Source organism: uncultured Abyssibacter sp., assembly GCF_964000955.1.
Classification (GTDB): Bacteria; Pseudomonadota; Gammaproteobacteria; order Nevskiales; family OUC007; genus Abyssibacter.
In genome coordinates this window covers 1-15,158 of sequence record NZ_CAXFCL010000144.1, presented here as the reverse complement: position 1 = coordinate 15,158, position 15,158 = coordinate 1, and the positions used below count along the sequence as shown (strand labels likewise).

The 15,158-nt window shown below is 67.1% G+C and carries 11 protein-coding genes; 8 read left to right on the top strand and 3 right to left on the bottom strand.

Annotated elements, in window-relative coordinates:
* Positions 1 to 396: 396 nt before the first annotated feature.
* Genes ABNS06_RS06985 through ABNS06_RS06975 form a run of 3 tightly spaced genes read left to right on the top strand, consistent with a single transcriptional unit; the run spans position 397 to position 2,637 of the window.
* On the top strand, positions 397 to 675 hold the full coding sequence (locus tag ABNS06_RS06985; protein WP_348673466.1) for a hypothetical protein: 279 nt from the start codon (positions 397 to 399) through the stop codon (positions 673 to 675).
* A complete protein-coding gene (locus tag ABNS06_RS06980) occupies positions 656 to 1,339 on the top strand; it encodes a response regulator transcription factor (RefSeq protein ID WP_348673465.1) in 684 nt (227 codons plus the stop codon). The genes ABNS06_RS06985 and ABNS06_RS06980 overlap by 20 nt, the downstream gene beginning before the upstream one ends.
* Positions 1,339 to 2,637 (top strand): HAMP domain-containing sensor histidine kinase, encoded by a 1,299-nt coding sequence (locus tag ABNS06_RS06975; protein WP_348673463.1) that lies wholly within the window; start codon positions 1,339 to 1,341, stop codon positions 2,635 to 2,637. Before ABNS06_RS06980 ends, ABNS06_RS06975 begins: the two co-directional genes overlap by 1 nt.
* A gap of 31 nt (positions 2,638 to 2,668) precedes the next feature.
* Here ABNS06_RS06975 and ABNS06_RS06970 read toward each other — a convergent pair whose 3' ends face one another.
* The 3 genes from ABNS06_RS06970 to ABNS06_RS06960 all read right to left on the bottom strand — a co-directional run bounded on the left by ABNS06_RS06970 (position 2,669) and on the right by ABNS06_RS06960 (position 11,934).
* A complete protein-coding gene (locus ABNS06_RS06970) occupies positions 2,669 to 5,821 on the bottom strand; it encodes a hypothetical protein (RefSeq protein ID WP_348673462.1) in 3,153 nt (1,050 codons plus the stop codon).
* A gap of 180 nt (positions 5,822 to 6,001) precedes the next feature.
* The gene (locus tag ABNS06_RS06965; protein WP_348673461.1) at positions 6,002 to 9,352 is read right to left on the bottom strand and encodes a UvrD-helicase domain-containing protein; all 3,351 of its coding nucleotides are present in this window, start codon (positions 9,350 to 9,352) and stop codon (positions 6,002 to 6,004) included.
* Positions 9,349 to 11,934, bottom strand: a complete 2,586-nt coding sequence (locus tag ABNS06_RS06960; protein WP_348673459.1) for a PD-(D/E)XK nuclease family protein — start codon at positions 11,932 to 11,934, stop codon at positions 9,349 to 9,351. The genes ABNS06_RS06965 and ABNS06_RS06960 overlap by 4 nt, the downstream gene beginning before the upstream one ends.
* 377 nt (positions 11,935 to 12,311) lie before the next feature.
* On the opposite strand from ABNS06_RS06960, the gene dtd reads away from it, so the two are divergent.
* From dtd to ABNS06_RS06935, 5 genes are all read left to right on the top strand, one after another.
* On the top strand, positions 12,312 to 12,755 hold the full coding sequence (dtd, locus tag ABNS06_RS06955) for a D-aminoacyl-tRNA deacylase (RefSeq protein WP_348673458.1): 444 nt from the start codon (positions 12,312 to 12,314) through the stop codon (positions 12,753 to 12,755).
* Positions 12,756 to 12,833: 78 nt separating this feature from the next.
* Positions 12,834 to 13,427: an imidazoleglycerol-phosphate dehydratase HisB gene (gene hisB / locus ABNS06_RS06950; protein WP_348673457.1), complete on the top strand. Its 594-nt coding sequence runs from the start codon at positions 12,834 to 12,836 to the stop codon at positions 13,425 to 13,427.
* Between the two features lie 102 nt (positions 13,428 to 13,529).
* On the top strand, positions 13,530 to 14,177 hold the full coding sequence (hisH, locus tag ABNS06_RS06945; RefSeq protein ID WP_348673456.1) for an imidazole glycerol phosphate synthase subunit HisH: 648 nt from the start codon (positions 13,530 to 13,532) through the stop codon (positions 14,175 to 14,177).
* 1 nt (position 14,178) lies between these two features.
* On the top strand, positions 14,179 to 14,922 hold the full coding sequence (hisA, locus tag ABNS06_RS06940; protein ID WP_348673455.1) for a 1-(5-phosphoribosyl)-5-[(5-phosphoribosylamino)methylideneamino]imidazole-4-carboxamide isomerase: 744 nt from the start codon (positions 14,179 to 14,181) through the stop codon (positions 14,920 to 14,922).
* Positions 14,919 to 15,158: HisA/HisF-related TIM barrel protein (locus ABNS06_RS06935; RefSeq protein WP_348673454.1), on the top strand; the 240-nt coding region annotated here is incomplete at its 3' end. The genes hisA and ABNS06_RS06935, both read left to right, overlap by 4 nt.

The window sequence follows — 15,158 nt, the reverse complement described above, 5'->3', positions numbered from 1 at the left end:
CATGTCTCCCTCCTCGGGATGTGATCATGGCTCAACACACAAAATTCGTTACACCCTCCATCACGGTCGTGATCATCACCGGGGCCGCCCCCCCGTGCATTCCCACGGTCGCCGCCATGCACCGCAACATCCCGGGTACCACACACACCGCCGTCGCCTCAGCGAATACGATGCGCGGCGCATCGTCATCCGTCAGTACGGGCTCGGGGTTCACAGCGCCCATTGTCACGATGGTTACTGGACGTTGATCGGTGACCGTTACGGACATGGCTCGATCCGGGTTGTGCTGGACGCATTCTCGGGGCAGGTTGTCGGGTACTTTCCTCTCGACACCCACCGAGGCTGGCGTTGGTAACAAGCTTTCGATCGATCGTTCGTCCTCTGATCTGGATGCTCATGCCGCTGACGTTGCTCAGCCCGACGCTGCACGCCTCGCCGGTGAACGCCTCCTTGCTGGCGGCGTCCGCCGGCGGGGGGTGGCGGACCGGTGCGGTTCGTCAGGCGATGGCGGAGATCCAGGCGCGTTACGGGGGATCGATGATCCGCCAGCAATCGAACGGGGACACGCTGCTGGTGCAATGGCGCACGCAACAGGGCGTGCAGGTGTTCGTCATCGAACCCTCAACCGGGCGCTGGTATCCCGCGCCCCGCCGCGATGCGCGTCCTGGTCGTTGACGATGATCCGTCGCTGCGCGAGGGGGTGGCGGCGCTGATCACCGAGGCCGGTTTCGATGTCGACACCGCCGATGGCGCCGACGCGGCTGATTCCTGGGTGCGGGCGGTGTCGTTCGCGGCGATCGTCCTGGATCTGGGATTGCCCGACGGCGATGGCCTGGACCTGATCCGGCAATGGCGGCGACGGGGGGCGACGCTACCCATTCTGGTCCTGTCCGCGCGTGGGACGCCGGACGAGCGGGCCGACGGTCTGGAGGCCGGGGCCAATGACTACCTGCCCAAACCTTTTCATGGCCGCGAGTTGCTGGCGCGCCTGCGCCGGATGATCCAGGGGACGTCGCCCCTGGCGGAGCCGCTGCGACTGCGACCGGATGGTCAGGTGGGCTTCGATCTGGTCGACGAGTCGGTGTTCCTGGACGGCCAGCCGGTGGCACTCTCCCGGACCCTGCGCCGCGTGCTTGGCGTGCTCGTCGCCGCACGTGGGCGGGCCGTGAGCAAGGCGCGACTGATGGACCAGGTCCGGGACCTGGAGGCGGCGGCCTCCGACAATGCCGTCGAGCAGTGGGTGCGGCGGCTGCGACAGCAACTGGGCGCGGGGTTGATCGTCACGGTGCCCGGCCAGGGTTACGCCGTTTGCCTGCCATTGCGGGATACCGCGGGTTGATGCGTTCGCTGCGGCTTCGGCTCATCGTCACCGTGGCCGTGGTCATCGGCGTGACCCTGCTGCTGGCGGGAAGCTGGCTGGCCGCGAGGCTCTACCAGGGCATGGCTCAATCGACAGTGGCCCGGCTGACCGAAAGCGCCGAGCATGTCGCGGCATTTCTGCCATTCGAACTCGCCGAGAACTGGTCGCAGGGCGAATATGCCCAGCCCTATTCCGGGCACTACTGGGCGTTGATGCAGTTGGAGGGGGCGGAGGGATCACGGTGGTTTGCCACTTCCGCGTCGCTCACCGATTTCGAACTGCTCGATCCCGCCGCCACACCAGTGAAGGACCGGCGGGTCGGTACGCTGATCCGGATGACCGGGCCGCTGGATCAGCGTCTGGTCGCCACCTGGGTGCCGCTGCCGGTGGGGCCGGAGCCGGGGCGTTTCGCGATGCTCATCGCCGTGCCCGCCGAGCCGCTGGAGCGCCAGACGGCGGTGTTGCTGACGGCGCTCTGGCAGGGTGGTGTCGTGATTTGGCTGCTTTGCGTCATTGCCGGTGGCATCGGCATCGCGACCGCGTCACGTCCGATTCGCGCCCTGCAACGCCAACTGGCCGGATTGCAGCGCGGTGAGCGCCAGAGGCTGGATGAGGCCGTGCCGTCCGAGTTCTCGGGCCTGGTTCGCGGGTTCAACACGGTGCTGGACTCGCACGAACAGACCGTGGCGCGTCACCGCGATGCGGTGGCGCAGCTGGCTCACGAGCTGAAAACGCCGCTGGCAGCGCTGCGGCAATCGGCGGAGGCGGGCGGCCAGGTGCCATCCGAAGAGGTGTTGCTGCGGGTACGGCGGATGATGCCGCTGATCGAGCAGGAGATCGGCCGTGCGCGCATCCATGGTCCGTCGCCGGGTCTGCGGCCCGCCAGCGTGGCCGAGCAGGTTCGTCGCGCCGTCCAGGTTTGTCGTGTCGACCACGAACTCGGGGCGCAGGCGATTCGGCAGGATGTGCCGGATACCTTCACGGTGCCGCTGGAGGCCCGTGATCTCTACACCGTTGTCTGGAATCTGCTGGACAACGCGATTCGCCACGGCGGCGGACCGGTGCTGATCACGGCCGCGGGCGACGGCTTTGCCGTGCACGACAGCGGAACGGTAGGCGCATCCGGCGAGGGCGCGTCCAACGGAATCGGCCTGTCGCTGGTCGATGCCGTGTTGGCTGCCTATGGGTGGGGGACCGAGGTTTCAGCCAGCCCGCAGGGTGGCCGCTGCGTCGTCGTTCGACCCGCGGGAATCCGGGGGCCGCGACCCGATCAGTGATCGGATCGCGGCCTGTTCACGGCGCTGCCGTCTAGACGTGCCGACGTCGATTGCGACGTCGCAACCAGCCACCGGCAAGCAGGAGCAGCAGGGCGCCCGGCAATGCCGCGCCGCCCTTGCCTCCGGTGACGCCATCGGGGTCGCCACCGCCACCGCCGGGTGTGGCGTTTTCGAAGTTGTAGAGCTGCACGCCACGGCCGAAGGTGGCGGCGAACAGCTTCCTGTCGTCGCCGGGCTGCAGCACGAGCTGGTTGATCGGCAGGTTGGGCATGTCGCCCAGCGGTGCCCACTCCGTGCCGTCCAGATCACTGGAAATGAACACGCCGATGTCGGTGCCAACGATGAGCTGATCGCCGCGCTTGATGATGGCGGTGGTCACCACGTCCGGCAGGTTGCCGGAAATGTCGACAAAGGTTTCACCCGCGTCGGTGGACTTGAAGACATGGCCGCTGCCGATATCGGTATTGGTGTCCAGATAGCCGCCTTCGCCCAGCCAGCGTGCGGTGGAGTAACCCCCCAGCACGGCGTACACCGTCTTGGTGTCATCGGGGTCGATCTCCAGACCGTAGATGAATCGATTGGGCAACCCGTCGGCTGTCGCATGATGCCAACCGTCGGAGGTTCCCGCGGCCGGAGGCAGGTCGCCTCCGACGTTGGTGGCGATGCCGGAGTCGAACTGGGCGTTGCCGTCCAGCACCGAGCAGCTTCCGCAGAACGCGACATAGGCCGCGTCGCCTTCCAGGTCGACTGACCGGTGGCGTGCCTGGTAGGCAATACCGGTCATCGGGCTCACACCCAGATCGAACACGTTCACCCAGTTCGTGGCCGTGGTGGCGTCGGTGGTTTCGGCGACCATGGTGCCTACCGCAATCATGTGATCCGCGTTCTGCGGGTCCATGAAAAATGGCCCCAGGAAGTGGGCGGTACCGACCTCGGCCTCGCCCGGGTCAGCGAAGCTGAACGACTCGCCGCCGTCGTTGGTGCGGTTGATCGACAGTCCGGGCGTCTGCACGAATGCGGTCTGCGAATCATCGGGATCAACGGCGGTCCACATGCCGTCACCGATGTAGATGCGCACCTGACGCCGCGTGTCCGGTTCGATCTTGCCCGAGGCGTTGTCCTGCAGGCCGTAATACACGGTGCCGTCCTTCGCGACACTGATGCCGTAGTTCATCAGCGTGTAGAAGCCTTCGTTCGCACCGTTTTCCCATTCATTGTTCTGGAACGGGTCGGTGACCGCGTTGGCGGAATACTGCTTGTAGGCGCCGCCGTCACCGCCTGCGAACAACCAGACACCACCGTTCACCTCGTCCGGGATGTACAGGCCGGTGTGCTGGTCCGGATGCGTCGTGGTGCCGTTGATGATGCCGTCGTACGTTGGGCAGATGGGGGTGCCGACACCGCCCACGTTGCCGATCAGGAACAGGCAGGTGTTGCCGGCGAAGTAGGTGCCGACGACGCCGAAGTCCAGCGGGTTGACCTGCTGGGCGACGCCGTTGATGGGGACCACGCCGGACGACTCGGTCTGCCAGATCTCCTCAAGCCCGAAGGACAGCCGCGTTGGTGCGCCAGTCAAGGGATCGGTGGAGGTCGGATCGGGCGCGATCCACAGGTCATACCAGGCCTGAATGCCCGGACCCACGCCAAGCGCGGCGGCCGCCGCGAGCGAGGATCCGCCGACCAGGCCGCTGGTGAGGATTTCCAGCTCGTCGGCGAGCTGGATCCAGCTCTCGCCAAAGTCGGTCGACACGTAGAGGCCGTTGAGTGCCGTGCTGCTCAGTGCACCGGCATCTTCCACCAGCTCGCAAACAAACTGCGGATCACCGGCGGGCAGCTGCTCACAGGGGAGATCCGGGATCGGAATGCCGTCGCCCAGCAGCGAGTCGATGTAGGCAACACCGCCGTTGAGCAGCGCGGCGTCCTGCACGATGGCGTAGACGATGTTGTGATCCTGATCCGCGCCGCTGGCCACACCAAACTCGACGCGGCCGATCTTTTCGAAGGGCGCGAACCCACTGGGCGCGCCACTGCCGTCGTCGATCAGCGAGAAGCTGCCCGGGACACCCGTCTGGGACAGGTACAGGCCGTTGCCCGGTGACTGCGGCGTGCCATCCGCGTAGGGCAGCGCGCCAGAACGATAGCCCACCGCTGCCAGCACGGGGCAGCCAGCCGCATCGCAGGTTTCGCTGGTGGCGCCGCCCGGGATCTTGACCACGACGTCGGACACCACATTCGCGAGCTGACAGGGGCCGGAGAAGTCCTCGTTTCCGGCACAGGCATCAGAGACCGGCAGCGCGACGTTGGTGAATGTCTCACCGGCATCGTCCGAGCGGAACAGGCCGCCGTGGGTGCCGGCGTACACGATGTTGGGATTGGACGGATCAACGATGACACGGGAGCCGCCGACGCCATCCGGCAGGCCGGCCGACTGGTTCCAGGTCGCGCCCAGATCATCCGTGTAGAAGGCGCCAAGGCCCACGTAGGTGTTCCCGCCCTGGACATGTTCACCGGTCAGCACGATCAGCCGGCCGCCATTGGCCGTGGTCCAGGCCAGCGAGCTATTGATCAGCGTGGGCAGGTTGTCCCCGATGGGGTACCAGAGGTCGCCGAGCGTGCCGACATCGCCGTCCACCGCGTCACTGGCCCAAACACCGCCAGTGCCCACCGATGCGAACAGACGCATGGCGTCGGCGTCATAGGCGAAATCGTCCACACGACCTGCGACGACCGGGATGCCGTCGTTGGAGCCGTCCGGAAACTGCTCGTCCGAGACTTGCGGGCCGATGCCATATTCCTCCCACTCGCCGGCCGCGTTCGGCACCGCCTTCTGGTTCGCGATCATGGCGCGTTTGCGTTCGACCGCATTGCGGAACGCGTTACCCGGGTGGCCGGAGGCCTGCAGTTTGGCCTGGCTCCACTGATCGATTTCGGTCAGTGATTCCGGCAGCCGCCGGTTGGCGCAGGTTTCCTGGCCGTAGATGGCGTGCAGCTTCTCGGCTGCGGCGTCCGACAAGCCTGGATTGAATTCCCGTGAAAACGCGACGGGATCAACCAGGTCGTAGCCGGGTGGGCAGGCGGCATCCGATGGATGAACGCTGTCGGTGCCGGTGGAATGGATGACGGTCCAAGACACCGCCGCGGTGGCTGCCAGGATGCAGCCAAGGCCAAGATGGGTGTATCGCATAAGAAATATGGGTGTAGGGCGGGCAGCTTCTTGCGTGCCCGACGAAACAATGGGAAAGACGCCCCTCGCGTCTGCCTGATGCACTATGCGCGCAATCAATACGTCATGTCGCGACTGTATAGTCCCACATGTGGCCGATGAATCCCATCGCGTGGCGCCGGCCATGTCGGGTCATGGCGGTCAATCGGGCAGGGTGATCAGTTCTCCGAGCTCCGCCAGGAACAGCGCGCAGGCGACCCGGGGCCGGTTTCGAAGTCGGCCCAGCAGGTCCGCGTACTGACGCAGCTGTGGCGCGTACTGGTCGACGGCCCTGCTTCGATACCGGGTTCGGTCGGCGTCGGAGGCCAGGGGTTCACGCGTCGTCTTGTAGTCGATGACCCAGAGCATGCCGTCGGCGTCTTCCAGGCAGCGGTCGATGATCGCCGAAACCCAGTGCCCTTCGAGCCAGCCGGAGAGGTGATACTCGGATGCGTGCCACGGGTGCGGTTGCAGCATCCACCGCCCCCTTGGTGAGGCCAGCGTGCGTTGCAGCAGAGTCAGTACGCGTTCGACCGCGGGCTCGACCTGATCTTCGGGCATGCCCATGCGGCGCAGCCCGGCGCGCATCGGCGCCGCCCGGGAGCGTCCGCCGTCCGACCAGGCGTTCACGCCATCGGCGATGACCCGCTCCAGCGCCTCGTGGTACATGGTGCCGATCAACGTGGCCTGCACGTCCCCAACGGCGGGGCCGGCGTCGATATCCAGCGACTGTTCGCTGGGCTTGAGCGTTCGACGTTCGGTCGGTGCCCAGATCGGGGGTGATACCGCCGTGGGCCAGTTGGCTGGCAGGCGTGCGACCCCGGGTAGATGGCCGCCATCCGTCTCCGGCGGATCAGCCGGCGATGGCTCCAGAGGCTCCAGCCCATCGAAGGCGGACCCGATCACCGGCCACAGCCGTGCCGCCATGGATTGCGCGCGCGGCTGGTAGATCACCTCGCCGTCGGATGCCTTGATCGTCGCACCCGCCACCACGGTCAGGCGTTCCCTGGCACGGGTCATCGCGACGTAGAGCAGGCGCAGTGCCTCCGCGTCGGCGGCATCGGTCGCCAGCTGGTGGAGAAAATCGTACTGGGGCTGACCGGGATGGCCGTCGTCGGCCGGCCGGGCGACCAGCAGCGCGCCGTCGGCGACCGTGCGCAGATGCAGTAGCGGCCTGTCCTGGCCGCGCGGGGCCCGTCCGCAACCAACCATGACCACGTGGTCGTACTGCAGGCCCTTGGATTTATGGATCGTCAGTGCCTCGATCCGGCCGTGTCCGGCACCGCGATAAAGCTGCTGGAGTTGACGCTCGAAGCCGGGCCAGTCCGGCAGCTCCCCGCCGGTGCAGCAGTTGCGCAGAAGACGAAAGATCTGCCGGATGGACGCCTGGTCGTCCTCGCCAACACAGGCCGGACCGCCCAGTTGCGTCCATAGTGCGTCGGCGGCGTCGGCCAGATGCGCGCGCCGCGACTCGGCGGTCACCAGCGCGTGTTCCAGTCGTTCCAGCCGGGCGTGGGCGTCGGCGCTCAGCTCCGACGGCCGCGGAGCCCGCAGCCGCTCGGGCCAGGACAGCGTCATCCGGCCGCGTGACAGCACGACCAGATCGGCCCAGGTCAGGCCGACGAACGGGGCGCGCAGCAGCGCCGTCCAGGCCAGCCGGTCCTCCGGGTGGCGCACGGCGCGGATCAGTTGCACCACATCGCGAACATTGGGCCGGTCGCCCAGCGGGTTGATGTCGACCGCCTGGATGGATTCGGCCAGCCGGGTCCGCAGCGCATCCAGCACCGGCGTCAACTGCGGTCGTGTCGCGGCGAGAATCGCGACGCTGGCGTCCGCCGGTATCGTCGCGATCAGCGCCTCGATGCTGTCCACTGCCGCGGCGGCCTCGTCATGCTTGTCTCCGGAGGCCACTGCCACGATTCGCACGCCCGCGGTGCCGCCGTCCGCGCGGCCGGCGGTGCAGGGCGTGTAGGTCACCGCGCCGATGTGACGATCGGATTGATCGGGAAACAGGTGGCCGAGACGGTTGTTGAACCAGTGGATCAGGGTCGGCGCGCTGCGGAAGTTGGCGCTCAGGGTCTCGACCGTCAGTTCCAGCGCCCCCAGGCGCCGGGTTTCGATCAGCTCGACGAACAGGCGGACATCCGCCTTGCGGAATGCATAAATCGACTGCTGGGGATCGCCGACCAGGAACAATGAGCGGCCGTCGCCCGGTGACCAGTTGGCGGTGAGTTCGCGGACGAGTCGAATCTGCGATTCGCTGGTGTCCTGCATCTCGTCGATGAGCAGGTGCCGGATCCGGGTTTCGGCATGCGCGATGGCTTCCGCGCCGGCCTCGCCGCTGGCGGCGGTGACGGCGGCCAGCGCAACCTCGATGAAATCAGCCTCGCCGCGCTGGGCGAACTGCACCCGCAACTCCGCGTAGCAGAGCCGCAGCACGCGGCCCAGCGCCGCGCGCAGGTGCAGGCTCTCCTCGGGCAGCACTGGCTCCGGCAGCGTACGTACCCGATCCAGCAGGCGGCGGGCCGCCTCGGCGCCGACCGTATCGGCCAGGGCCTCCAGCAGTTCGATGAAGGCCCGCTTCTCCGCCTTCATCTGGCTGGGGAAGCCGATGCGCTTGTCGGCGGTGCGCCGCCAGGTGCCGCCGCCGGTCAGCAGCAACCCCGCGATGAACCGCCAGATCGGGAGCGCCGGGCCGTCGGCCGCCGGCCAGCGGTTCAATGCGTCCGCGTTGATGGCGACGGGCTGCGGCCAGTGCATGGCGGCATGGCGGGCGGCATCGAGTATGGCCGGCCTGTGTGCGGCGGGCAGCGCGGTGTCGAGCCGGCGAAGCTGATCCCGGACCAGCACATCGAGAATCTCCGCGTCGCGTGCGCCGGAGGTGTCCAGCAACTGCGGCAGGTGGTCCAGCCACTGGTCACGCCGGGCGAGCAGGCCGGTGAGCGCCGGCAGCAGCTGGTCGATGCGATTGTCGGCCCAGTGCAGTACGGCGCTGATGGCAGCTTGTTCCTCGGTGGATCGGGCGGACAGGCTCTGGTCATCGAACACCGCCAGGACGGCGTCGGTGTAGAGGCCTTCGGGGTCCTGCGCGATGCCCAGCGAGCCACCGAATCCGGAGAGAATCGGCAACTGCGAGGCCAGCGCCTGATTGAAGGCGTCGATGGTCATCGCTTGCACCCGATCGGGGTTGGCGCGCAGTTGCCAGTCCAGCGTGTGGTCGCGCTCCAGCACCGCCACGGCATCCGCGTGCAGGGCCGCGGCGAACGGCTGGTCTGGCACCGGCCCCGCCGCCAGGTCGAGGGCCTCGGCGATGCGCAGGCGGATTTCCGCCGCCGCCTTGTTGGTGAACGTGATGCAGACAACCGACTCGGGTTGATCCACCGTGGCCAGGGCGCGCAGCGCGCGGCGGACCAGCAGTCCCGTCTTGCCCGAACCCGCAGGCGCGATGGTCACGACATGGCGGTCGAGGCGCAGCGCGCGGTCCCGGGCGTTCTGATCGGCCGGTGCGCTCATGCGTCCGTGTCCGCTTCGTCGGTGTCCGGGGTTTCGCGGATCAGTACCTGTAGCGGATCGTCGCGCAGGCTGCCGGGCACATACTCGGCCTCGCCGGCGAGAAACGCCCGCGTCAGGGCGCGCAGGCGGGCATGCGTGTCGGCCAGCAGCGCATCGAAGTCCGGCTGTCCGCGCGGTGTGGGGTCGCCGTCGATGAGGCGCGCGGCCCAGTTCGTGGCCGCGGCCATGCGGCGCCGGTTGGCGTGCACGTGGGCGAAGGCGATGCCATCGGCGCGTTCAATGTCCAGCGCGGCGATGGCTTCGGGCGAGGCATACAGCGGCAGCTGCGGCTCGTGCAGCCGATCCGCCTGCCAGCCTCCGGGTTTGACGTCACGGCCCGTCTTGTAGTCCAGGATCAGGTAGCGATCGCCATCGGTGGTTTCCACGCGGTCGAGCCGATCGACGCGGAAACGCAGGGGCAGCCCCTCGAATACCACCTCCGCGTCGCGTTCATGAGCCAGCACGGTGAACGGCTCGCTGCGGCGCTGTTCGTGCTGCAGCCAGGCCACGAGCAGGCGACCGATCCGCGCGCGCTCGGCCTCGATCACCAGCCTCGGGTAGCGGCTGGCGGGGAGGCATCGCGGCAGCAGCGTGGCCAGCGCGTTGTCGACGATGGAGTCGATTTGTCGCTCGTCCAGCCCGGCGAGCGCGCGTGAATCGCCAAGCCCGGTCCAGATCGCGGCGAGGGCGGCGTGGATGAGCTGGCCCTGTGCGCGAGGGTCCAGGCCCTTGGCCGGCTCCTCCATCGGTTCGACGCCCAGCCGGAACTGCACCATCGCCGCGAACAGCGATCGAGCGCAGGTTTGCAGCAGCCGCGTGCCGCCACGGATGCCTTCGCCGGTCGGGTCTTCGACCGGGGGAACGGCGGGTTCGGAGGTTTCCTCCAGCGGCGCGGGCTCGCTGAGGGTCATCGAAGGTGTCGCGGCTGTTCGCCAGGCGCCGGCGGCGATCAGGCCGGTCGGCCGCCGTTCGGCGCCGGCGTCGTCCAGCAGCGCCATGCTCAGATGAAGTTCGCCGGTCTGATGCCGCCAGGCCCGCGCCAGCGCGCGGGTGCGCCGCAGCCGGGTCTCCGGCGTGGCACCGACGACGGCGGCCTGCGCGAGCAGCTCGTGAGCGATGAACGGGGCCTGCAGCGGTTTGCCGAGCACCGCGGTTTCGTCGGCACCCAGGATCCAGCGGGCATCCGCCGGGGTTTCGGCCGCCGCCTCGAAATCGCAGATCAGGATGGGCTGCGTCGCCTCGACCCGCGGGGTGAAGCGTCGCGCATTGAGGAACTCGCCCAGCCAGCTCGTGGCGGTGGCGATCGTCACCGCTCCCAGCTGGCGGTCCAGCACGGCGAGTTGCTGCAGCGCTGCGCGCAGCGCCTCGATGCTTTGCCATTGCGCCGAGTTGCGTTCGGACGCCGCTCCCCAGCCCAATGCGTCCAGGCGGCGCGAAAAGTGCTGGACCCACTCGCCGGGCGTGGCGCGCCGGGGTTCGGCCTCGACCTGTCGCTCCAGGGCCGCCCAGCGAGGCTGGAGTGAGGGTGCGGCGCGGGCCGAGCAGTCCCGCAGATGAATTCTCGGGGCGCAGTGTTCGCGGAGCACCCGCTCCAGTTGCGCGGCGGCGGCTCGCTGCTCCGCGCTCCATAGCGCGCCGGACAACAGCAGCCGCGACACGGTTGCGAACCGGTTGTCCCACTTGCGCAGCGAGAGGATGTCCATGGCCGCGCTGGCCCAGGGGTTGCTCGACAGCCGATCGGCGCGTTCGAAGCGCCACGCCTTTGCCGCGGAGTGAGCCGGTGTCAGCCCAAGTGCGGTTTGCAGCGCGTCCTCCAGCGCGACGCGCTCGGCGTCGGGATTGGGCACCGCGATGACCAGTGAGAGCGCGTCATCCGGTGCGGCGCCGAGTCGCCGGGCGATTGCCTGCGCGCAGCTCAGACGTTCGGATTCGGCGTTCGCGTGGATGAGTGCCGAGGCGGGTTCCACGGCATCGGCATGATGCGTCTTCTCGACGCGGGTGCCGGCGTCGGATAGCGCGCGCAGCGTCTGTTGCAGCGCGGGTGTCAGGATGTCGGATGTCGGGAGGTCCAGGGTGATCGATGCGGGAACCTGAAGCCTGCCCTGGCGCAGCCGGTCGACAAAGGCCGCGGGGATGTCCGCGATCGTGAGCTCACCCCGCGCCCGGCGCTCGGCCGTGAGCTGCGTGTGCCACTGTCGGAAGGCGGCCTGCTCCGGTGTCCATGTCGGCGCGGCGCCAAGATCCAGATTGTGGCTGGCGATCAACCGGTCGGCCGCACGCAACTGGCGGGCGATGGTCCTGGTCGAAATCAGGGATTCGGCGATGGGATCGGCATCCACGCAGGCCATCCACTGCGCCAGTTCCTGCACCGGATGCAGGATCTGCTCTTCCGGCCAGCTCGCGGCCCAGGTGTCGGACAGCCAGCGATCCAGCGCGATGATCTTCGGCGCTTCCCAGACCGACAAGCCCTGGCCTCGCGCATGCAGCGCAGCCCGAGTGCGCAGCGCGCGCGCGCGGGTTTCGGTGGAGGTCAGGGTCAGCACACCAGTCGTCCGCGCAGCATGCGGGGCAGTGTACGTGACATGCCGCGTGGACAACCGGCGCCACAAAAAAGATGGCCCGGTGAAAACACCGGGCCGAGTACGAAGGCAATGAACGTAACGGACGACTGGGGAACCATCACATCACGTCGGCATCCAGCCAGCGGCTCTTGGCCAACCGCTCAGACCAGGCGTTCCATGCCCGGCGACCTTCGAAACCAGAACATTGTTAGTTCTGAAAAATCACCATCCTTGCTCATGCCCGTTCTGACCGTCCTTGGACTCCGTGTCCCTGAACAGGCTGGAGCTATTATGCGCGCTTGGTCAGAGATTTCCATGTCAGTTGTTCGGATATCCCGAATGTCAGATATTTCCTACGTATGAAGGCTTTGCTGCAGCGCGTCACCAATGCCTCCGTGACGGTTAACAATCAGGTGATCGCGAACATTGCTCACGGCTGCTTGGCGCTGGTGGGCGTCGAGCCCCACGACAGCGAGGCGGCGGCATCCAGGCTCGCAGAGCGCATCGTCGCCTACCGGATGTTCGCCGATGAAGCCGGGAGGATGAACCGGTCGCTGCGTGACATCGGTGGCGGACTGTTGCTGGTCTCGCAGTTCACGCTGGTCGCCGATACACGAAAGGGGACGCGCCCCGGGTTTTCCACGGCCGCCGCACCGGACGTCGCCGAGCCGCTGTTCGAGCACATGGCGGCGCATGCGCGGACCCTGCTGGACGACGTGCAGCTTGGCCTTTTCGGGGCTGACATGAAGGTGGCGCTGGTTAACGACGGACCCGTGACGTTCTGGCTGTCGACCTCGGCGTAAGCGACCGGTGGCTGCCCCGACGTTTGCCAGCCGTGCGCATCGGAGTATCCTCTGCCCAACACCTGCCCTGATGCTCGCATGAACCCGCGGATTGCGGATGTCGCGCGCGATACGAACGAAACGCAGATCGCAGCGCGCATCAATCTCGATGGCTCCGGCCAGACTGACCTGTCGACCGGTATTCCGTTCTTCGATCACATGCTGGATCAGATTGGTCGTCACGGCCTGTTCGATCTTGCGATCCGGGCGTCGGGCGATCTGGACGTGGATCAGCATCACACCGTCGAGGACACCGGCATCGTGCTGGGTCAGGCCGTGGCGAAGGCCGTCGGCGACAAGCGCGGCCTGGTGCGGTATGCCCACGCCTATGTGCCGCTGGACGAGGCGCTGTCACGGGTGGTGATCGATTTCTCGGGGCGGCCCGGACTGCATTACTTCGTGGACTATCCCCGGGCCCGGATCGGGGATTTCGACGTGGACCTGATCTCCGAGTTCTTTCAGGGATTCGTCAACCATGCGGCCGTGACCCTGCATATCGACAACCTGCGTGGCGTCAATGCGCACCACGTGGCCGAAACCATCTTCAAGGCATTCGGTCGCGCGCTGCGTGCGGCCACGACGCTGGATCCGCGTGCAGCGGGCAGCATGCCGTCGACCAAGGGGACGCTCTAGCGAGCGCGAACCCGTTGTTCTCCTCTACGGATCTGAACCACCCGTGATCACCTTGCTCTTTCACCTCAGTCGTCCGGCACGGTCCGGCCCGGGATCGGTCTGATGGCGTCGATCGGCATCATCGATTACGGCATGGGCAATCTCCACTCGCTGTCCAAGGCCATTTCGCGTGTGTCCGCCGAGGACCGGGTGGAAGTGACCTACGATCCCGACAAGCTGGTCCGGGCCGAGCATCTGGTCCTGCCCGGCGTCGGCGGTGCCAAGCACTGCATGGAGGAGTTGCATCGTCTGGAGCTGGATGCCTTCGTGCGCGAGGCTGCTGGCCGCGTGCCGATTCTGGGCGTGTGCCTGGGCATGCAGATCATGCTGGAACACTCCGACGAGAATGGAGGCGCCGAGACGCTGGGGCTGTTCGAGGGGACGGTCGAGGCCTTTCCCGCGCCGTCGGCGGACGTACCCGGTCCGGAGCGCATCAAGGTCCCGCACATGGGTTGGAACCAGGTCCGCCACACACGCGCGCATCCGTTGCTCGAAGGTGTGTCGGAGGATGCCTGGTTCTACTTCGTGCACAGTTACCGGGCCAAGCCGGTGCATGAGGAAGACGTGCTCGGCGTGACTCACCACGGGGTGGACTTCGCATCCGTGCTGATCAAGCCCAATATCTTCGCAGTTCAATTTCATCCGGAAAAAAGCCAGGGAGCCGGAATGACGCTTCTCGCCAACTTCGTGCACTGGGATGGGCAGGCCTGACATGCTGTTGATACCCGCAATTGACCTGAAGGACGGACAATGTGTCCGGTTGCGTCAGGGCAACATGGATGATGTCACCGTGTTTTCCGACGATCCGGTCGAGGTGGCCCGGCGATGGATCAAGGCCGGTGCCCGCCGCCTGCATCTGGTCGATCTCGACGGTGCCAAGGCCGGTGAGCCGATGAACCTCGCGGCGATCCAGGCGATCACCGAGGCGGCCGGGGATATTCCGGTCCAGGTTGGCGGCGGCATTCGTGACGAGGACGCCGTGGTGGCCTGTCTGGAAGCCGGCGTGCAGTACGTGATTCTCGGCACCAAGGTCATCAACGAGCCGCATCTGCTGGCTGATCTCTGCATCGAGTTTCCGCGGCACATCCTGGTGGGCCTGGACGTGCGCGACGGCAAGGTCGCCGTGGACGGCTGGAGCAAACTGTCGCAGCACGACCTGCTGGATCTTGCTCAGCATTTCGAGCGCGATGGCGCCGAGGCGTTCATCTACACCGACATCCACCGTGACGGGATGATGCAGGGCGTCAACGTCGAGGGCACGCGCGAGCTCGCCGAGGCGGTCGCGGTGCCGGTCTTCGCGTCCGGCGGGATATCCAGCATCGACGACATCCGCCGGCTGGCCCAGATCCAGGACTCCGGAGTCGCCGGCGCGGTGATCGGGCGGGCGCTTTACGAGGGCGCGCTTGATCTGGCCGAGGCGCAGGCCGTGGTCGACGAGGTGCAATCGCAGTCATGACCAGTGGTCTGGCCAAGCGCATCGTCCCCTGTCTGGACGTGGACAAGGGGCGTGTGGTCAAGGGCGTCAAGTTCATCGACATCAAGGATGCCGGTGATCCGGTCGAGGTCGCCCGTCGCTACGATCAGCAGGGTGCCGACGAACTGGTGATCCTGGATATCACGGCCAGTTCCGACAACCGGGAAACGCTGATCCACGTGGTCGAGGCGGCCGCGGCGCAGATCTACATCCCCTTG

What these genes read in the sequence shown, in the direction of transcription:
- ABNS06_RS06975 (WP_348673463.1), top strand. Translation starts at nt 1,339, where the DNA reads ATGCGTTCGCTGCGGCTTCGGCTCATCGTCACCGTGGCCGTGGTCATC.
- dtd (WP_348673458.1), top strand. Translation starts at nt 12,312, where the DNA reads ATGAAGGCTTTGCTGCAGCGCGTCACCAATGCCTCCGTGACGGTTAAC.
- ABNS06_RS06980 (WP_348673465.1), top strand. Translation starts at nt 656, where the DNA reads ATGCGCGTCCTGGTCGTTGACGATGATCCGTCGCTGCGCGAGGGGGTG.
- ABNS06_RS06970 (WP_348673462.1), bottom strand. Translation starts at nt 5,821, where the DNA reads ATGCGATACACCCATCTTGGCCTTGGCTGCATCCTGGCAGCCACCGCG.
- hisB (WP_348673457.1), top strand. Translation starts at nt 12,834, where the DNA reads ATGAACCCGCGGATTGCGGATGTCGCGCGCGATACGAACGAAACGCAG.
- ABNS06_RS06985 (WP_348673466.1), top strand. Translation starts at nt 397, where the DNA reads ATGCCGCTGACGTTGCTCAGCCCGACGCTGCACGCCTCGCCGGTGAAC.
- hisH (WP_348673456.1), top strand. Translation starts at nt 13,530, where the DNA reads ATGGCGTCGATCGGCATCATCGATTACGGCATGGGCAATCTCCACTCG.
- ABNS06_RS06965 (WP_348673461.1), bottom strand. Translation starts at nt 9,352, where the DNA reads ATGAGCGCACCGGCCGATCAGAACGCCCGGGACCGCGCGCTGCGCCTC.
- hisA (WP_348673455.1), top strand. Translation starts at nt 14,179, where the DNA reads ATGCTGTTGATACCCGCAATTGACCTGAAGGACGGACAATGTGTCCGG.